The 16,000-nt window shown below is 71.2% G+C and carries 17 protein-coding genes and 1 pseudogene; 5 read left to right on the top strand and 13 right to left on the bottom strand.

Features of this window, described 5'->3' with window-relative positions; translation table 11 throughout:
* Positions 1 to 76: 76 nt before the first annotated feature.
* The 4 genes from ACZ6BG_RS16795 to ACZ6BG_RS16780 are packed head-to-tail and all read right to left on the bottom strand — an operon-like array spanning position 77 to position 4,084.
* On the bottom strand, positions 77 to 1,255 hold the full coding sequence (locus ACZ6BG_RS16795; RefSeq protein ID WP_469001628.1) for a thiolase domain-containing protein: 1,179 nt from the start codon (positions 1,253 to 1,255) through the stop codon (positions 77 to 79).
* Positions 1,252 to 2,319: a thiolase domain-containing protein gene (locus ACZ6BG_RS16790; protein WP_469001624.1), complete on the bottom strand. Its 1,068-nt coding sequence runs from the start codon at positions 2,317 to 2,319 to the stop codon at positions 1,252 to 1,254. The genes ACZ6BG_RS16795 and ACZ6BG_RS16790 overlap by 4 nt, the downstream gene beginning before the upstream one ends.
* Positions 2,320 to 3,267, bottom strand: coding sequence for a Zn-ribbon domain-containing OB-fold protein (locus ACZ6BG_RS16785; protein WP_469001622.1), 948 nt, complete (start codon positions 3,265 to 3,267; stop codon positions 2,320 to 2,322).
* Positions 3,268 to 3,283: 16 nt separating this feature from the next.
* Positions 3,284 to 4,084 (bottom strand): crotonase/enoyl-CoA hydratase family protein, encoded by an 801-nt coding sequence (locus ACZ6BG_RS16780; protein ID WP_469001620.1) that lies wholly within the window; start codon positions 4,082 to 4,084, stop codon positions 3,284 to 3,286.
* A gap of 166 nt (positions 4,085 to 4,250) precedes the next feature.
* On the opposite strand from ACZ6BG_RS16780, the gene ACZ6BG_RS16775 reads away from it, so the two are divergent.
* A complete protein-coding gene (locus tag ACZ6BG_RS16775; protein ID WP_469001617.1) occupies positions 4,251 to 5,864 on the top strand; it encodes an acyl-CoA synthetase in 1,614 nt (537 codons plus the stop codon).
* Positions 5,865 to 5,984: 120 nt separating this feature from the next.
* On the opposite strand, the gene ACZ6BG_RS16770 is transcribed toward ACZ6BG_RS16775, so the two are convergent.
* The gene (locus ACZ6BG_RS16770; protein ID WP_469001615.1) at positions 5,985 to 6,245 is read right to left on the bottom strand and encodes a hypothetical protein; all 261 of its coding nucleotides are present in this window, start codon (positions 6,243 to 6,245) and stop codon (positions 5,985 to 5,987) included.
* 1,440 nt (positions 6,246 to 7,685) lie between these two features.
* Between ACZ6BG_RS16770 and ACZ6BG_RS16765 the strand changes: the two genes are divergently transcribed.
* On the top strand, positions 7,686 to 8,024 hold the full coding sequence (locus tag ACZ6BG_RS16765; RefSeq protein WP_469001613.1) for a MerR family transcriptional regulator: 339 nt from the start codon (positions 7,686 to 7,688) through the stop codon (positions 8,022 to 8,024).
* 216 nt (positions 8,025 to 8,240) lie between these two features.
* Here the strand turns inward: ACZ6BG_RS16765 and ACZ6BG_RS16760 are convergent, their stop codons facing one another.
* The 3 genes from ACZ6BG_RS16760 to ACZ6BG_RS16750 form a co-directional block, all read right to left on the bottom strand.
* Positions 8,241 to 8,684: a DUF2267 domain-containing protein gene (locus ACZ6BG_RS16760; protein WP_469001610.1), complete on the bottom strand. Its 444-nt coding sequence runs from the start codon at positions 8,682 to 8,684 to the stop codon at positions 8,241 to 8,243.
* Between the two features lie 57 nt (positions 8,685 to 8,741).
* A complete protein-coding gene (locus ACZ6BG_RS16755) occupies positions 8,742 to 9,137 on the bottom strand; it encodes a DUF2267 domain-containing protein (protein ID WP_469001607.1) in 396 nt (131 codons plus the stop codon).
* 101 nt (positions 9,138 to 9,238) lie between these two features.
* Positions 9,239 to 9,670 (bottom strand): Hsp20/alpha crystallin family protein, encoded by a 432-nt coding sequence (locus tag ACZ6BG_RS16750; protein WP_469001603.1) that lies wholly within the window; start codon positions 9,668 to 9,670, stop codon positions 9,239 to 9,241.
* A 129-nt stretch (positions 9,671 to 9,799) separates the two neighbouring features.
* Between ACZ6BG_RS16750 and ACZ6BG_RS16745 the strand changes: the two genes are divergently transcribed.
* The gene (locus ACZ6BG_RS16745) at positions 9,800 to 10,423 is read left to right on the top strand and encodes a type III effector protein (protein ID WP_469001600.1); all 624 of its coding nucleotides are present in this window, start codon (positions 9,800 to 9,802) and stop codon (positions 10,421 to 10,423) included.
* Between the two features lie 74 nt (positions 10,424 to 10,497).
* Here ACZ6BG_RS16745 and ACZ6BG_RS16740 read toward each other — a convergent pair.
* Positions 10,498 to 11,106: pseudogene (locus ACZ6BG_RS16740) on the bottom strand (IS5 family transposase); the annotation flags it as partial.
* A 232-nt stretch (positions 11,107 to 11,338) separates the two neighbouring features.
* On the opposite strand from ACZ6BG_RS16740, the gene ACZ6BG_RS16735 reads away from it, so the two are divergent.
* On the top strand, positions 11,339 to 12,388 hold the full coding sequence (locus ACZ6BG_RS16735; RefSeq protein ID WP_469001597.1) for a glycoside hydrolase family 5 protein: 1,050 nt from the start codon (positions 11,339 to 11,341) through the stop codon (positions 12,386 to 12,388).
* A gap of 241 nt (positions 12,389 to 12,629) precedes the next feature.
* Positions 12,630 to 13,925: a phenylacetate--CoA ligase PaaK gene (paaK, locus tag ACZ6BG_RS16730; RefSeq protein ID WP_469001594.1), complete on the top strand. Its 1,296-nt coding sequence runs from the start codon at positions 12,630 to 12,632 to the stop codon at positions 13,923 to 13,925.
* On the opposite strand, the gene ACZ6BG_RS16725 is transcribed toward paaK, so the two are convergent.
* From ACZ6BG_RS16725 to ACZ6BG_RS16710, 4 genes are all read right to left on the bottom strand, one after another.
* Positions 13,894 to 14,406, bottom strand: a complete 513-nt coding sequence (locus ACZ6BG_RS16725; RefSeq protein ID WP_469001592.1) for a PH domain-containing protein — start codon at positions 14,404 to 14,406, stop codon at positions 13,894 to 13,896. The genes paaK and ACZ6BG_RS16725 overlap by 32 nt on opposite strands.
* A 43-nt stretch (positions 14,407 to 14,449) precedes the next feature.
* Positions 14,450 to 14,878, bottom strand: a complete 429-nt coding sequence (gene arr, locus ACZ6BG_RS16720; RefSeq protein ID WP_469001590.1) for an NAD(+)--rifampin ADP-ribosyltransferase — start codon at positions 14,876 to 14,878, stop codon at positions 14,450 to 14,452.
* Positions 14,879 to 14,920: 42 nt separating this feature from the next.
* A complete protein-coding gene (locus ACZ6BG_RS16715; RefSeq protein ID WP_469001588.1) occupies positions 14,921 to 15,343 on the bottom strand; it encodes an SDR family NAD(P)-dependent oxidoreductase in 423 nt (140 codons plus the stop codon).
* 296 nt (positions 15,344 to 15,639) lie between these two features.
* Positions 15,640 to 15,945 (bottom strand): trypco2 family protein, encoded by a 306-nt coding sequence (locus ACZ6BG_RS16710; protein WP_469001584.1) that lies wholly within the window; start codon positions 15,943 to 15,945, stop codon positions 15,640 to 15,642.
* Positions 15,946 to 16,000 lie beyond the last annotated feature (55 nt).

The following is a 16,000-nucleotide window of genomic DNA, read 5'->3' as shown; positions in this document are numbered from 1 at the left end:
CTTTCACCCCCGGCGCAGCACAGGCCGCGGCACAGGCCACGAGGACGGGCGGAATCACGCCCGCCGGGAGCGCGCGTCACGTCGTCGGCGGCTCCGCGCCGACCAGCCACATGGCGAAGAACTGCGAGCCCCCTCCGTAGGCGTGCCCAAGTGCCGTGCGCGCACCGGCCACTTGGTGCTCACCGGCCTGTCCCCGCACCTGGAGCGCGGCCTCCGCGAAGCGGATCATCCCGGACGCCCCGATGGGGTTGGTGGACAGGACACCGCCCGACATATTCACCGGAAGGTCACCATCCAGTTCCGTCACGCCGGACTCGGTGAGCTTCCAGCCCTCACCCTCCGCCGCGAAGCCCAGGTTCTCCAGCCACATCGGCTCGTACCAGGAGAACGGCACGTACATCTCGACCGCGTCGATCTCGCGGCGCGGGTCGGCGATGCCCGCCTGCCGGTAGACGTCGGCCGCGCAGTCCTTTCCGGCCCGGGGCGACACGAAGTCCTTGCCCGCGAACATGGTGGGCTCGCTGCGCATCGCGCCGCCGTGCATCCAGGCGGGCGGGCGGGGCGCCCGGGCCGCGCCCGCGCGGTCGGTGAGGACCATCGCGCAGGCTCCGTCGGACGAGGGGCAGGTCTCGGAGTAGCGGACGGGGTCCCAGAGCATCGGCGCCGACTGCACCTTCTCCAGGGTGATGTCGTGCTCGTGCAGATGCGCGTAGGGGTTCTTGAGGGCGTTGCGCCGGTCCTTGTACGCGACGAGCGAGCCGATGGTGTCGGGGGCGCCGGTGCGTCGCATGTAGGCGCGGATGTGCGGCGCGAAGAAGCCGCCCGCTCCCGCGAGCAGCGGCTGCTGGAACGGCACGGGCAGCGAAAGCCCCCACATCGCGTTGGATTCCGACTGCTTTTCGAAGGCCAGGGTGAGGACCGTGCCGTGGACGCGGCCCGCGACGAGGTTCGCGGCGACGAGCGCGGTGGAGCCGCCGACGGAGCCCGCGGTGTGGACGCGCAGCATGGGCTTGCCGACGGCGCCGAGCGCGTCGGCGAGGTACAGCTCGGGCATCATCACGCCCTCGAAGAAGTCGGGCGCCTTGCCGATGACGACGGCGTCGATGTCGGCCCACGTCAACTCGGCGTCAAGGAGGGCGCGTTGCGCCGCCTCGCGGACCAGGCCCGCGATCGACACGTCCCGGCGGGCGGCGACGTGCTTGGTCTGCCCGATCCCGACGACGGCGACCGGCTCCTTGCCGGGCGCGTCGCTCATCGCGGGTCTCCTTCCAGTACGGCGACCAGGTTCTGCTGGAGGCAGGGGCCGGAGGTGGCGTGGGCGAGCGCCCGGTCGGATCCGCCGCGGTGGATGCGGGTCGCGGCCTCGCCGAGCCGGATCAGACCGGCGGCCATGACCGGGTTGGCGGCGAGCGCACCGCCCGAGGGGTTGACCGTCACCTCATCGCCGAGCCGCAGCGCCTTGCGCAGCACGACCTCCTGCGAGGTGAACGGCGCGTGCAACTCGGCGGTGTCGACGGGCCGTTCGAATGCGCCGGCCCGCTCGGCGGCGAGGCGCGTGGACGGCGAGTCCGTGAGGTCGCGCACACCGAGGCTGTGCGCCTCGACGCGGTGGTCGATGCCGCGGATCCACGCGGGCCGCTCGCACAGCTCACGGGCCCGCTCCCCCGCGGCGAGGACGACGGCGGCGGCGCCGTCGCCGACCGGCGGGCAGTCGCCGGTGCGCAGGGGACGTACGACATAGTCGCCGTGCGGCACCGAACCCCGCAGCTGGGCATGGGGGTTGGCGCGCGCGGCGGTGCGGCTGCGGGTCGCGACCGCGGCCAGGGCGGGCTCGTCCGTGTCGCCCGCGTCGATCAGGGCCCGCGCCTGGAGCGCCGCTAGCGCGACGGCGTCCGGCCACAGCGGCGCCACGTAGTACGGGTCGAGCTGGCGGGTCAGGACGTCGCGGACCGATCCGGGCGACGACTTGCCGTAGGAGTAGACGAGCGCGGTGTCGCACTCGCCGGTCTGGAGCCCCACCCACGCCTCGTACAGCGCCCAGGCGCCGTCCATCTCCACGTGTGACTCGGAGATCGGCGGCCAGGCGCCGACGCCGTCGAGGGCCATCGTGAAGGAGAAGGCGCGCCCGGCGAGGTAGTCCGAGGAGCCGGAGCAGGTGAAGCCGATGTCGCCGGTCTTCAGGCCGGTGGCGGCGAGGACTTCGTGCAGGACGGGCATGAGCAGCTCGACCTCGGAAAGATCGTCGGTGCTGCGCCGGTGGTCGCTCTGCCCGAAGGCGACGATCGCGACGTCCCGTGCCCCGTGCGCGGCGGGCGCCATCTACACCAGCTCCTTGTACGTGTCGTAGTCCGCGTCGGGTTCGCCGGTGGGCCGGTAGTGGTCGGGGTAGCGGCCGCTCTCGCTCCACACGGGTTCGACGCGCAGGCCCATCCGGACCCGGTCGTAGGGGATGCCCGCGATCCGGGCGTGCAGGGCGAGGTCGGCGCCGTCGAGGGCGATGTGCGCGTAGACGTAGGGCACTTCGATGTCGAGGTTCTTCGCCTTGATGTTGACGATGCAGAAGGTGGTGACGGTGCCGCGCGGTCCGACCTCCACCTGCTCGGCGGTGGCGATGCCGCAGGTCGGGCAGGCGCCGCGCGGCGGCACGTACACCTTGCGGCAGGACGGGCAGCGCTCGCCGACGGTCCTGCGCCCGGACAGGGCGTGGATGTACTGGGACTGGGCGCGGCCGGGGCTGTAGGTGTAGTCGAGCCGGGCGGGCGCGACGATCCCGGTGACGTCCTCCCCCGCGAACTCACCCTCGTGCGGGGTCACTTGATGGTCCGCCACGCCGTCGTACGGCTCGAAGCAGGCGATGTCCGTGATGGCGCCGGCGCGTTCGGCGGCCCAGCGGACGCGGACGCGCATGCCGGTGCGGACGGCGTGCGGGCCCGGGGCGTCGAGGGCGTGCAGCAGGGCCGTGTCGGCGCCGTCGAGGCGTACGAGGACCCAGGCGAAGGGGGTGTCGAAGGGCTGGCCCCGGCGGGGCTCGTGGTTCCAGGCCCAGGTGGTGACGGTGCCGGTGGCGGCGACTTCGACGAGGTCGCGCAGGTCTTCGGCGGTCACCGGGTCGTACTCGACGGGCGGCACGAGAACTCGGCCGTCGCCGGTGCGCACGCCGAGCACGGTGCGCTCGCGCAGGCCGGTGAGGAAGGCCGACTGGACGGGGCCGAGGGAGCGGGTGAAGGGGAACTCGACGACCAGTGGGGCACGCAGGACTTCGGGCACGGGGCGGCTCCTCGCGTCAGGCGCGGCGGTAGACGGGCGGGCGCTTCTCGGCGAAGGCGCGGGCGCCCTCCTTCGCGTCGGCGGTGTCGAACACCGGCCAGCCGCGCTCCAGTTCGACCGCGAGGCCGTCGGCCTCCGTCATGTCGGCGGTCTCGTACACCGAGGCCTTCACGGCCTCGACGGCCAGCGGCCCGCAGGCGTTGATCCGCTCGGCGATGGCGAGGGCCTTCTCCAGGGCGGTGCCGTCGGGTACGACATGGCCGATCAGGCCGACGGCGGCGGCCTCCGCGGCCGAGTAGGGGCGGCCGGTGAGCAGCATCTCCAGGGCGTGGGTGCGCGGGATCTGCCGCTGGAGGCGCACCGTGGAGCCGCCGATGGGGAACAGCCCCCGCTTGACCTCGAAGAGCCCGAAGGTCGCGGACTCCCCCGCGACGCGGATGTCGGTGCCCTGGAGGATCTCGGTGCCGCCGGCCACGCAGGCTCCCTCGACGGCGGCGAGCACGGGTTTGCGGGGCCGGTGGTGGCGCAGCATGGCCTTCCAGTGCAGGTCGGGGTCGGCCTTGAGGCGGTCCCGGTACTCCTCGCCCACCATCTGGCCGCCCGCGAGCGCCTTCAGGTCCATCCCCGCGCAGAACGCGGACCCCGCGCCGGTGAGCACGACCGAGCGCACCGCGTCGTCCTCGTCGGCGGCCACCCACCCGTCGTACAGGCCGACCAGCATCGGCAGCGAGAGCGCGTTCCTGGCCTCCGGCCGGTTGAGCGTGAGTATCAGCGTGGCGCCTTCGCGCCGCACGGACAGATGTTCCGTACCACCCATAGCCGTCCTCCCGTCTTCAGACCTGGAACAGGTTGCAGGAGGGGAGGTGCCAGTTCAAGAGTTTTCTGACAGGTAGTCAGTTTTCTTCTCCGCGGGCTCTTCCCACTTGTGCGCGCCTCTGCTGTCATGACCGCCACACGAGATGGCGCCGGGGTCAGGAGGAGCGGTGGAGTACAACCTTGCCGACCTGTTCGAGTCGGTCGTGGACGTGGTGCCGGACCGCGCGGCGCTGCTGTACATCGACCACCCCGGCACGGGCGCGGAGCGCGGACTCACCTACGCCGAGCTGGACGCGGCCGCCAACCGCATCGCCCACCACCTGATGGACCACGGCGTCAAGCCCGGTGAGCACCTGGGGCTGCACCTCTACAACGGCGTCGAGTACCTCCAGACGGTCCTTGCCTGCCTGAAGGCGCGGATCGTGCCGGTGAACGTCAACTACCGCTACGTGGAGGAGGAGTTGGCGTATCTGTACCGGGACGCCGACCTCGCCGCACTGGTCTTCGACGCGGAGTTCGGCGAGCGGGTGGCCGCCGCGCTGCCGCGCGCGGAGAAGCTGCGGCATCTGATCCGGGTCGGCGAGGCGCCACCCGGTACGCCGGGTCCTGACGCGGTGGCGTTCGCGGAGGCGGAGGCGTCCGGGTCACCCGAGCGCGGGTTCCCTGAGCGCTCGGCGGACGACCTGTTCATCATCTACACCGGGGGCACCACGGGCATGCCCAAGGGGGTGATGTGGCGCCAGGAGGACCTGTTCTTCTCCGGTCTCGGCGGCGGCGCCCCCACCGGCGAGCCGGTGACGAGCCCGCAGGAGGTCGCCGAGCGGGTGGCGGCCGGGGGCGACGGCATCACCTTCTTCCCCACCCCGCCCCTGATGCACGGCACGTCCACGCTCACCGCCTTCATCTGCTTCCACTTCGGCCAACGCCTGGTCATCCACCGCAAGTTCGCGCCCGAAGAGGTCTTGCGCACCATCGCGAAGGAGAAGGTCACCAGCGTGTCCCTGGTGGGCGACGCGATGCTGCGGCCCCTCATCGATGCCCTGAACGGCCCGCTGCGGGGCACCGACCTCTCCGCCCTCTTCAGCGTCTCCTCGTCCGGCGCGATCATGTCGGAGACGGTCCGCGCCCAGTTCGCCGCGCTCGCCCCGAACGTGATGCTCCTCAACAACTTCGGCTCGTCCGAGTCCGGCTTCAACGGCACCGCCACGGACGACTCCGGCCCCGAGAAGGGCTTCCGGCTCCGCGTCAACTCCCGTACGCAGGTGGTGGATCCGGCGACCTACGCCCCGGTGGCCCCCGGCGAGCCAGGCCGCATCGCCCAGCGCGGCCACGTACCGCTCGGCTACTACAACGACGCCCGCAAGACCGCCGAGACCTTCTTCCAGCGCGGCGACGAACGCTGGGTGCTGCTCGGCGACATGGCGACGGTCGACGCGGACGGCATCGTGACGGTGCTCGGCCGCGGCTCGCAGTGCATCAACACGGGGGGCGAGAAGGTCTACCCGGAAGAGGTCGAGCAGGCCCTCAAGTCCCACCCCGACGTCTATGACGCGCTGGTCGCCGGGGTGCCGGACGAGCGCTGGGGCAACCGGGTCGCCGCGGTCGTCCAACTCCGCGACGGCGCGGACCAGTTGGAACTCTCCGCCCTCCAGACCCACTGCCGCACGCACCTCGCCGGGTACAAGATCCCGCGCGCGGTGGTCTTCACCGACCACATCCAGCGCTCGCCGAGCGGGAAGGCGGACTATCGCTGGGCGCGGACGGTGGCGGCCGGGGCGTAGCCCCCACGACCGGTCAGCCACCCGGCCCGTACGCCCCGCCCCCGTACGCCCCGCCCCCTCAGAACCTGTAGCCGAAGGGGGCATGACGACGCTGCCACAAGAGCGGGCTGATCGGATTCGTCAGACAGAGAAGATGCCTCCTCCGAGCTCTTCCGGCTTCGCCAATCGGGCCTGGATCGGGCCTGTCCTGAACGTGTCCGGATGCCTCTCTACGAGGGAAGCTGCCGCCCGCGCGCTCAGCAGGTTCTGCACCTGCTCATCAGGAAGACCCAGAACGTGAGCGGTGCCGCGCAGGGTTCCCAAGGACGGAATGCCGTTGCCGTTGAACGCTCGGGCAACCGTCGCCCGGACGAGGGCGGCGCGCTGCGCCATCTCGTCCAAGGGCGATCTCGTGGATTGTTGAGCCTCCTTGAAGATCGTCTCGAGACGGACCAGGGAGGGGCCAGGCGGTGGTGGTTGGGTTGCCTGCGGGGCACTCGCTCCTGTCGGCTGATCCAGCGGTGTGGTTGCCGGCCTCGCCACGTCGTCGACGTCCCGTGCCGGAGCAGGGCGCCTCATGAGGGCGTCTTCCACCTCGGAGCGAAGACGCAGCCACCTTCCCCTCGCCTCGGCACTCCCCGAGGGACGACCGCTCAAGCGGGTCGACACCGTCACGCCGGTTCTGGGCGCGGGCAGAACGCAGGAGCAGCGCAGGCGGCGCCACTGAGCGCGGCGGCCTTCCTCAGAAGCCGCTGAACAAACAGCCTTTGCTGAGAGGGCGAAGGCCTGGCGTGTACCTCCTTGGCGTAGAGGAAATGCGCTGTCCCGGCTCGTTCTGCCCCTTGTCGAGGGAGGAGGGCAGGTTGTCGAGGGAGGAGGGCAGGGCCAGGACGTTGCGGCCGTGTCGAGCCCCCCTCCGCAGTCGGTGCAGTCCGACCGCGGGTGTCGGCGTCTCGGGAATGCGCCGGCACCCACGGATCATGGGCGGGACAACGTCGCGGATCGCGCGGGTACGACAGTGACGCTCATCGTGTCCATCAGGTCACCCTGACCTCTGCGTCGTCGCCCGGTTGCCCGCGCGGCGCCTGTGCCGGCCTGTGGTTCGCCGCCCCCCGTGTCATCGCCGTTCGAGCGTGAATACCTCATCGTCGAACACCCGAAAATCTATGGTGGCTGGAGTAGACATTGGGTGGTGGCCTGGTTATGGTTTCTCTTGTAGCCAAGGAAGTCAGCAGGCCCTGGCAGAGACGAACTGCCGGGCAGCAGTAACCGCAGTTGCAGTTCGCAGGACGGTGCGGTGGCGGAGTGTCGAAGCCAGGGTTGTTGCAGGACGGCGACGGGACTGGCGACCGGACCGGGTGACCCGCAGTGATCAGGGGTCGCCGTGAGCAGTACCGCAGTTGACGCAGTACCCAGCAGTGAAGTCAGCGAGCAGCACCTCGGTGAAGGCGTCGGCTGCGGACGCGCGCACCGGGAAGTTCGGCAGTGGGGTTCTGAGCCAGAGCAGACGCAGGACGGGCGACGGGGCCGACTGCCGAAAGTGGCGCTGTCACAGGCCGCTGAGCAGTTCGCAGTTGATCGCCGAGGAAAGAACGGAGGAGCCAGGCGCCATCAGGATCGCCCGGGCGGAAGTGTTGAGCCCGGGTACCGCAGGACATCGATAGTGAGGTGGTCTCCGGTCAAGCAACCGCGATCCCCGCACCCCCGACAGCGTTCCCGTCGGGTCAGCGGAAACAGAACGCCGGCGCAGTACCAGGGCCGGCAGATGGTGTAGCAGTTCCTTCGGGGCCCTGGTGTCGTACGACACCAGGGCCCCTCAAGCGTGTTCCACAGAGAGGTGCAATGACAGCAGACGACACCTTCGGCCGTCTCGACGACGACGACTACCCCGCCTACACCATGGGCCGGGCCGCCGAGATGCTCGGCACCACCCAGGGCTTCCTCCGCGCCATCGGCGAAGCCCGCCTGATCACCCCGCTCCGCTCCCCGGGCGGGCACCGCCGCTACTCCCGCTACCAACTGCGCATCGCCGCCCGGGCCCGGGAGCTCGTCGACCGCGGGACCCCGATCGAGGCCGCCTGCCGCATCGTCATCCTGGAAGACCAGCTCGAAGAAGCCCAGCGCATCAACGCCGAATACCGTCGCGCCGCCGAGTCGTCCGCTCCGCCGGCCTCGGCCTGAGACAGCGAAGACCTGCAACGACCCAAGTGGCTTCGCGTCTGGCACCCGCACATACCGCCCGGCACGCTCCGGCGCCCCGGGGTCGTCTTCACCGGGGCTCCGACCCCGCCCGCGGCCCCGGCTGTCACACCGGGGCCGCGGCGGCCTCTCCCTGCGGGGTGCGCGGGCCGGGCAACGTCGCCCAACCCTCCCTGGCGCCGGAAGGGCACGGACCGTTTACGCGGAAAGGGTGAGTTCGGCGCGGCCGAACAGCAGCGCGTAGCCGGTGGGGAGCTGGCACAGGATGCGGGTGATGAGGTCGGGGCCGGCGTGGGCGGCGACGGCCGCGAAGACGGAGCCTGTGTCCCACCGGGTCGTGGCCAGGGAGGCACCGGAGCGGGCGGCGAGGTCCTTGACGAAAGCCCATCCGGTCAGCGGCTGGGGGTCGGGGATCTGCGCGGTCAGGACACGTGCGGCCTCCAGGGGCAGGCAGGCGGCCAGATCGACGCGTTCGTCGCCGGTGAGCTGGCGTCCCAGCCCCGAAAGGACCAGGCGGACGGCTTCCTCGGCTCGCTCACGGGTGGGATAGGCGCCTTCGTAGCGGACCTTCTCCAGCATCTGCTCATATGCCGTCCCGTACGGCTGCTGGCGCTCAAGCGGTGCGCGCACGTCGGTGATCACTGCGGTGCATGCCTTTCATGGGAGCAAGGGTGCCGGTGTGCGGCACCGAGGTATGGGTCAGATGGGCTGAGGGCGGCCGAAGAGGAGGTCGTAGCCGGCGGGGAGCTGGAACAGGATCTGCCCCAGCAGGTCATCGCCGGCCGTGTCGGCGACCGTCGACAGGACGGCGCTGACGTCCCAGGTCGCGGTCTGCTCGGTGGCACCCTCGATCCAGGCCGCGGTCGCCCGGACGAACCGCTCCGGGGGCAGCGGTTCGGCGCTCTGCAGCGGGTTGAGCAGGATCAGGGCGAAGCCCTCCGGCAGGCGTGCCGCGAGTTGGGCGCGGACCTCGCCGATCAGATGCGCGCCGAGCAGGGCGAGCACCACACGGGCCGCGCGCTCGGCTTCCTCCACAGTGCCGTACTCGCCGCGTTCCTTCACGTGGTCGAGGAACGCTTCGCGTCGCAGAGTCATCTCGGCCGCCGCCCCTTCTTGTTCTTCGGACTGCCCACGGGGTGCGGAGGGCGGGTGAGAGGGAGATCAGATGCCCGTCCTCCGCACCTGTCCGGCCGGTGTCAGCCGGAGATCTCCTTGTGGTCGGCTGCGACGCCGATGGAGATCTTGCGGGGCTTGGCGCGCTCGGCGATCGGGATCCGCAGGGTCAGCACGCCCGCGTCGTAGTCGGCCTTGATGCGCTCGGTGTCGAGGGTGTCGGCCAGCACGATCTGGCGGGAGAAGACGCCCAGCGGCCGCTCGGACAGCTCCATCTGCACGTCGTCGGCCTTCGCCACCGGCCTGCGCTCGGCCTTGACCGTCAGCATGTTCCGCTCGACGTCGATGTCGATCGTGTCCGCGGTGACGCCGGGAAGGTCGAAGGCCACCACGTACTCGTCGCCCTCGCGGTAGGCGTCCATCGGCATCGCCGACGGCTTCGACCAGGTGCCCGGGCCCATCAGCTGCTGCGCCAGCCGGTCCAGCTCACGGAAGGGGTCAGTGCGCATCAACATCGTGAAAACACCTCCAGCAGGTTCAGGCAGTTACTGCCAATGCGCCTCACTGACACCGTTGTAACATGTCATCCAATGGATGACAAACATGATGTCGTCTACCTGATGACAACCTTGAGGGAGGTGTCCGTGACCGCGGCAAACCAGCCGTCCTCGCCCAGCACCGACGCCCACAGCCCGGTGTCGTTCTTTGCCGCCGCGGCGGCCCTTGACGCCATAGACGACGCCCTGCGTGAAGCCCAGCACGAGACCCCAACCGCCCCCGCCCCCGGTCCGGAACAGGCCCTGGCCTCCTTGTCGCTGCTGCGGCACGTACGCGAGCAGCTCGCCGGATGGGAGACCGGCCTGATCGAAACGGCCCGCGACGCGGGCGCCAGTTGGGCCGACCTCGCCCACCCCCTCGGCGTCGCCAGCCGCCAGGCCGCCGAACGCCGCTACCTGCGCGGCCGCCCCGGCCCCGCCGGGACCACCGGCGAACAGCGCGTCCAGGCCACCCGACAGGCCCGCGCCGCCGACCGCACCACCGCCGCCTGGGCCCGCCGCAACGCGGCCGACCTGCGCCGCCTCGCCGGCCAGATCACCGCACTCACCGACCTGCCCCCCGCCGCCCGCCGTCCGCTCACCGAGCTCCACGCGGCCCTCGCCCACGACGACCCCGCCGACCTCATCGCCCCTCTGACCGCGGCCCGCCCCCACCTCGCCGCCGCCCACCCCGACCTCGCCGCCCGGCTCGACACCCTCACACCCCCCTGACCGCCACCCGGCGCACCGCGACAGCGGCCAAGGCGCCCCGGCGCCGGTTCGTGCCGGGCTGCCGACCGGCTCCGGCCTTTCGGGCAGCCTGGCCGAAGCCGGCCACGGCCGGGGCCCGCCCGTGCCCAGGAGGCGAGGGTGCCGGCGTAGGCGCGGTCGGCCCAGACGATCGCGATCTCGGGGTGTTCGGCGCGCAGGCGGGCCAGGACGAGGCGGGCGGCGTTCGCGTCGCGCATGTCGGCGGGTGTGACCGTAACCAGCGGTGGAAGCCCCAGAAGGTCCACAACTACGTGCCTTTTGCGGCTTTTTATGCGCTTGCCGGGATCAGATCCGCGGGAGTCCTTGCCGACCGTCTCGGCGGCCTTGACCGACTGGCTGTCGATGACGGTCGCCACTCCGTGCGGTGAGGCGCCCATGGCGCACCGGACTTCGCGGCACAGGTGACCGCGGACCTTTTCCAGGACCCCGGACTTGGTCCACCTGCGGAAGAATCCGGAGACCGCGGCAGCAGGCGGGAAGTCCATGGACAGGGAACGCCAGCGGAAGCCCTCGCAGCACACGCACTGGATCGCGTCGAAGATTGCCCGGCGCGGGTGCTTTTCGGGCCGGCCGCCGCGCGGTGTCGTCCAGGCGGGCGGCGGCAGCTTCTCGATCAGCGACCACTCTTCGTCCGTGGTGTCCGAGGCCTAGCAGCGCCGCCGCATCCCCATGCTGACGGCGGCCGTTGGGCACACGGGCACCGGGACGGCGACCGCGACGACGCGGCCAGCGTACGACCGACATTCCGGTTCAGCGGGCTGGCCCACCAGACAGCCCGCTGAAGTATCTCTTGTCATGCACCTTGTGATGCGGACTCGCCTTTTGCTATTTCTTGGTTAGGAAAGGTTCCTAACCTTCAATGGCTTGGAGTCCCCCATGAGACCAGCCCGTCTGGCCGCCACTCTCGCCACAGCACTCGTCGCGGGCCTCGCCTCCGCCGCCCCGCCGGCCGCCGCGACCGCGTCGGGCCCCGCCGCCCCGCGCGCCGCAGCGCCGACCCCCGTCGCCGCGAACGGCCAGCTCACCGTATGCGGCACCAAGCTCTGCAACCAGAACGGCAAGGCCATCCAGCTGCGCGGCATGAGCAGCCACGGCACCCAGTGGTACGCGCACTGTCTGACCAAGGGCTCCCTCGACGCCCTCTCCGGCGACTGGAACGCCGATGTCCTGCGCGTCTCCACATACGTACAGGAAGGCGGGTACGAGACCGACCCGCGCAAGTACACCGACCTCGCGCACTCCCTCATCGAGCAGGCCTCCGCGCGCGGCATGTATGTGATCGTCGACTGGCACATGCTCAGCCCCGGCGACCCGAACTCCAACCTCTCCCGGGCCAAGACGTTCTTCACCGAGATCGCCAAGCGGCACCAGGGCAAGAGCAACGTCCTGTACGAGATCGCCAACGAACCCAGCGGCGTGAGCTGGTCACGCATCAAGTCCTACGCCGAGCAGATCATCCCGGTGATCAGGAACATCGACTCCAACGCCCCGGTGCTCGTCGGCACCCGTGCCTGGTCGTCGTTCGGCGTCTCGGAGGGCGCGAACGAGTCCGAGGTGGTCAACAACCCGGTGAACGCCGCCAACATCATGTACACCTTCCACTTCTACGCCGCCTCGCACCGCGACGAGTACCTGAACACCCTCTCCCGCGCCGCCGCCAAGCTCCCCGTCTTCGTCACGGAGTTCGGCACCCAGAACTACGCGGGCGAGAACGCCAACGACTTCACCATGTCGCAGAAGTACCTGGACCTGATGGCCTCCAAGAAGATCAGCTGGGTCAACTGGAACTTCTCCGACGACAACCGCTCCGGCGCCGTCTTCAAGACCGGCACCTGCGACAAGGGCGGCCCCTGGACCGGCACGGCGCCGCTGAAGCCGGCCGGGGTGTGGATACGCGAGCGGATGCGTACCGCGGACGACTTCTGAGCACGGCGGGGACCGGCGCGGAACGTCCGCCGACCGGCGCCGGTCCCCGGCACCACCCGCACGGTTCATCGCCCCGGGAACCGGAACTCCACCCCCGCCCCGGGAGCCACCCGTCCGCCGCGACACCGCCCATGCCACCTCGTACGAAACCCTTGCCAGAAGCCATGAAACCTTGAATAACTGACCCCGACACAAGATCGGCCAAGAGCCGGTCGCCCGGCATGGGACGGGGGTACTCCAGATGGCGCGCACACCGGCACTGCTGGACGCGGGGGAGCGGCTCGGCCGCGCGGAACTGGAGGCACTGCAGCTGGACCGGCTCCAGGACACGCTGCTGCACGCCTACGAGAACGTGCCCTTCTACCGGGCGGCGTTCGACGCGGCGGGGCTCGGCCCGGACGACTGCCACTCGCTCGCGGACCTCGCCCGGTTCCCGTTCACCACGAAGGCGGACCTGCGCGCGAACTACCCCTTCGGGATGCTCGCGGTCGAGCAGTCCGAGCTGCGGCGGCTGCACGCGTCGAGCGGCACCACCGGGCGCCCCACGGTCGTCGGCTACACCGAGCAGGACCTGAGCATGTGGGCGGACGTCGTGGCCCGGTCCATCCGCGCCGCGGGCGGGCGGCCGGGGCAGAAGGTGCATGTGGCGTACGGGTACGGCCTCTTCACCGGCGGGCTCGGCGCGCACTACGGCGCGGAGCGGCTCGGCTGCACGGTGATCCCCGCCTCCGGCGGCATGACCGCGCGCCAGGTGCAGCTCATCCTCGACTTCCGGCCCGAGATCATCATGGTGACGCCGTCGTACATGCTCACGCTCCTCGACGAGTTCGAGCGCCAGGGCATCGACCCGCGCACCACCTCGCTCCAGGTCGGCATCTTCGGCGCGGAGCCGTGGACGGAGGAGATGCGGCGCGAGATCGAGGAGCGGTTCGCGATCGACGCCGTCGACATATACGGGCTCTCGGAGGTGATCGGGCCCGGCGTCGCCCAGGAGTGCGTGGAGACCAAGGACGGCCTGCACATCTGGGAGGACCACTTCTACCCGGAGGTCGTCGACCCGATCACCGGCGAGGTGCTGCCGGACGGCGAGCACGGCGAGCTGGTCTTCACCTCCCTCACCAAGGAGGCGCTGCCCGTCATCCGGTACCGCACCCGGGACCTGACGCGGCTGCTCCCCGGCACCGCCCGGGTGTTCCGGCGCATGGAGAAGGTCACCGGGCGCAGCGACGACATGGTGATCCTGCGCGGCGTGAACCTCTTCCCGACCCAGATCGAGGAGATCGTCCTGCGCACCCCCGGGCTCGCCCCGCACTTCCAGCTGCGGCTGACGAAGGAGGGCCGCATGGACGCCCTCACGGTGTGCGTGGAGGCCCGCGCGGGCACCCCGCCCGGGCGGCGCGTCACGGCGGCGCGGGAGATCTCGGCGGCGGTCAAGGAAGGCATCGGTGTCTCGGTCTCCGTCGAGGTCGTGGACCCCGAGACCATCGAGCGTTCGGTGGGGAAGTTCAAGCGGATCGTGGATCTGCGGGGGAAGTGAGCGGGGCCCGCGCCGAGGGGCGGGCGCGTTCCCTGTACTGGTCGAGCGTCTCCAGGGCGGCCCGGAACGCCTCGTCCTGCTGGTGCTCGGACAGCGCGCCGGGCAGGACGACGGGGCGGCCGCGGACCAGGTGCGCACGGGCGACGTACCAGCAGAGACCGCCGCGGCCGGTGCGTCGCTGCGCCTCGATGCGGGTGACCGTGTGCCAGGGGATCAGGCGTCGGCTCACTGCCGTCCTGAGCCGCATCCCCTCGGGGGTGAGCGTGGTCGTGCCGCGGGCGCGGTTCAGCGCGTAGAAGGCGGTCGGCAGCCAGATCCCGGCGAGTACGGCCGTGGCCGTGCGGCCACTGCTCATCGAGTGCGCGTAGGCGCCGGGGAGCACGAACAGAGCGATGAGCCCCAGCGTGAGCGTGAGCACCGCCAGGCCGAGGTGCAGGGAGCGGCGCCGGTGCCGAGGGAGCGCTATTCGAACTGTTTCCACCGGTTCATGGTAATTCGCCGGTACGCGCCTCTCGGCCGCCCGGTCAGTCGTTGATCGCCTCGACGCCCTGGGCCTTGAGGGCCGCGAGGTGGTCCCGCATGTGCTGGAGGGTCTCGGGCGGGTGGCCCTGCCAGTCCCGGACCTCCGCGACGACGCGCAGGGCCTCGCGGGTGCGGTAGGAGCGGGTCGGGTTGCCGGGGAACTTCTTGTCCGTGAGGTTCGGGTCGTCCTCGAAGGGGCCGGTGGGCTCGACGAGGTAGATCCGCTCGCGCTCCGCGCCGGCGGCCAGCTCGGCCCCCCAGATGGCGGCGTCCAGCGTGGCGGTCAGGTAGACGAAGTTCGCCCGGTCGCCCTTGCCGTAGTTGGAGCCGTAGCCCGGCTCGAGGAGCGACCCGACGGCCACGTCGGCCTTCGTGCCGTGGAAGAAGGGTCCGGGATCCTCGCTGCCCCAGCGGATCGGCGCGTTCACCATGGGCTCCTTCGGGTGTCGGTGGTCCGGGCCACGGTAGCGCCGTCAGGCGGGTACGGCCCCGACCAGACCGCCGTCGATGATCAGGTCCTGGCCGTTGGCGTAGGACGCGTCGGACGAGGCGAGGAACGCGACGGCCGCCGCGACCTCCTCGGGGCGCCCGAAGCGGCCGGTGACGATCCGGCCGGTCACCACCGCCGCTTCCGCGTCGCTCAGCGAGGCTGCGGGATGCATGGGGGTGTCGATGTATCCGGGCCTGACGGAGTTGACGCGGATGCCGCGGGGGGCGAGTCCCGCGGCGAGGGGCCTGGCCAGGTTGTGCGCGGCGGCCTTGGTCGCCGCGTACAGGGTGAGGACGCTGTTGCCCCGGTGCAGGGTCCAGGGCGCGTTGACGACGATCGAGCCTCCGTCCACGAGCAGCGGCCCCGAGGGGGCGGCCCACCCGCGCCGCTTCTCGCTGCTTCCCACCGAAGTGCCCCTGCCGGACGTCCCCGGCCCGCGCTCCGTCCCGCTGGATCCCCCCGCTGTACGCCTGGTCGCTGCTGTGGCGCACCGGGAACGCCCGCCCCGGGCTGAGCGATCTCGCCGCCGCGTGCGCCGGGGAGGCGGGGCGGAGCCGGTGGCTGGAGCACGACCCGGCGCGGGACTGGCTGCCCGGACGGCCCGCACCCGATCCCGGTACGCGGGCGGCGTGATCCGGCGCCTCCGCGGCGCCGGATCAGCGGGACCGGTGCTGCCGCGCGGTCCGGGCCCCGCGACGGCCCTCACCGCTCGTCGTCCGCCGCCTCACCCGCGATGTACGCGGTCGTCAACGTGCCGTCGCGGGCGCGGACCTTGGGGTGCAGGGTCAGGGTGATCCGCTGGGTCCGCGCCGCGGTGTGCGTGGCGTCCGCCGCGCCCTCCACCACCCAGAACCGGATCTTTCCCTGCCCGCCCGCCGTGCGCTCGGCCGCCACGGTCGCCTCGATCTCGACCGGGCCGAGTTCGAACCGGACCGGCTCGTCGGCGCCGTCGGCCAAGGCGTCGTTCAGTTCCTCGCGCAGGGCGCGAATCATCTCGGCGAGTTCCACTGCCTGCCTCCCTGGCGTGCGGGACCGTCGTACTCTCATCCCTGTGGCGTGTGCC

This window comes from Streptomyces sp. NPDC041205 (assembly GCF_055591765.1).
This window is presented reverse-complemented; position numbering and strand designations above follow the sequence as displayed.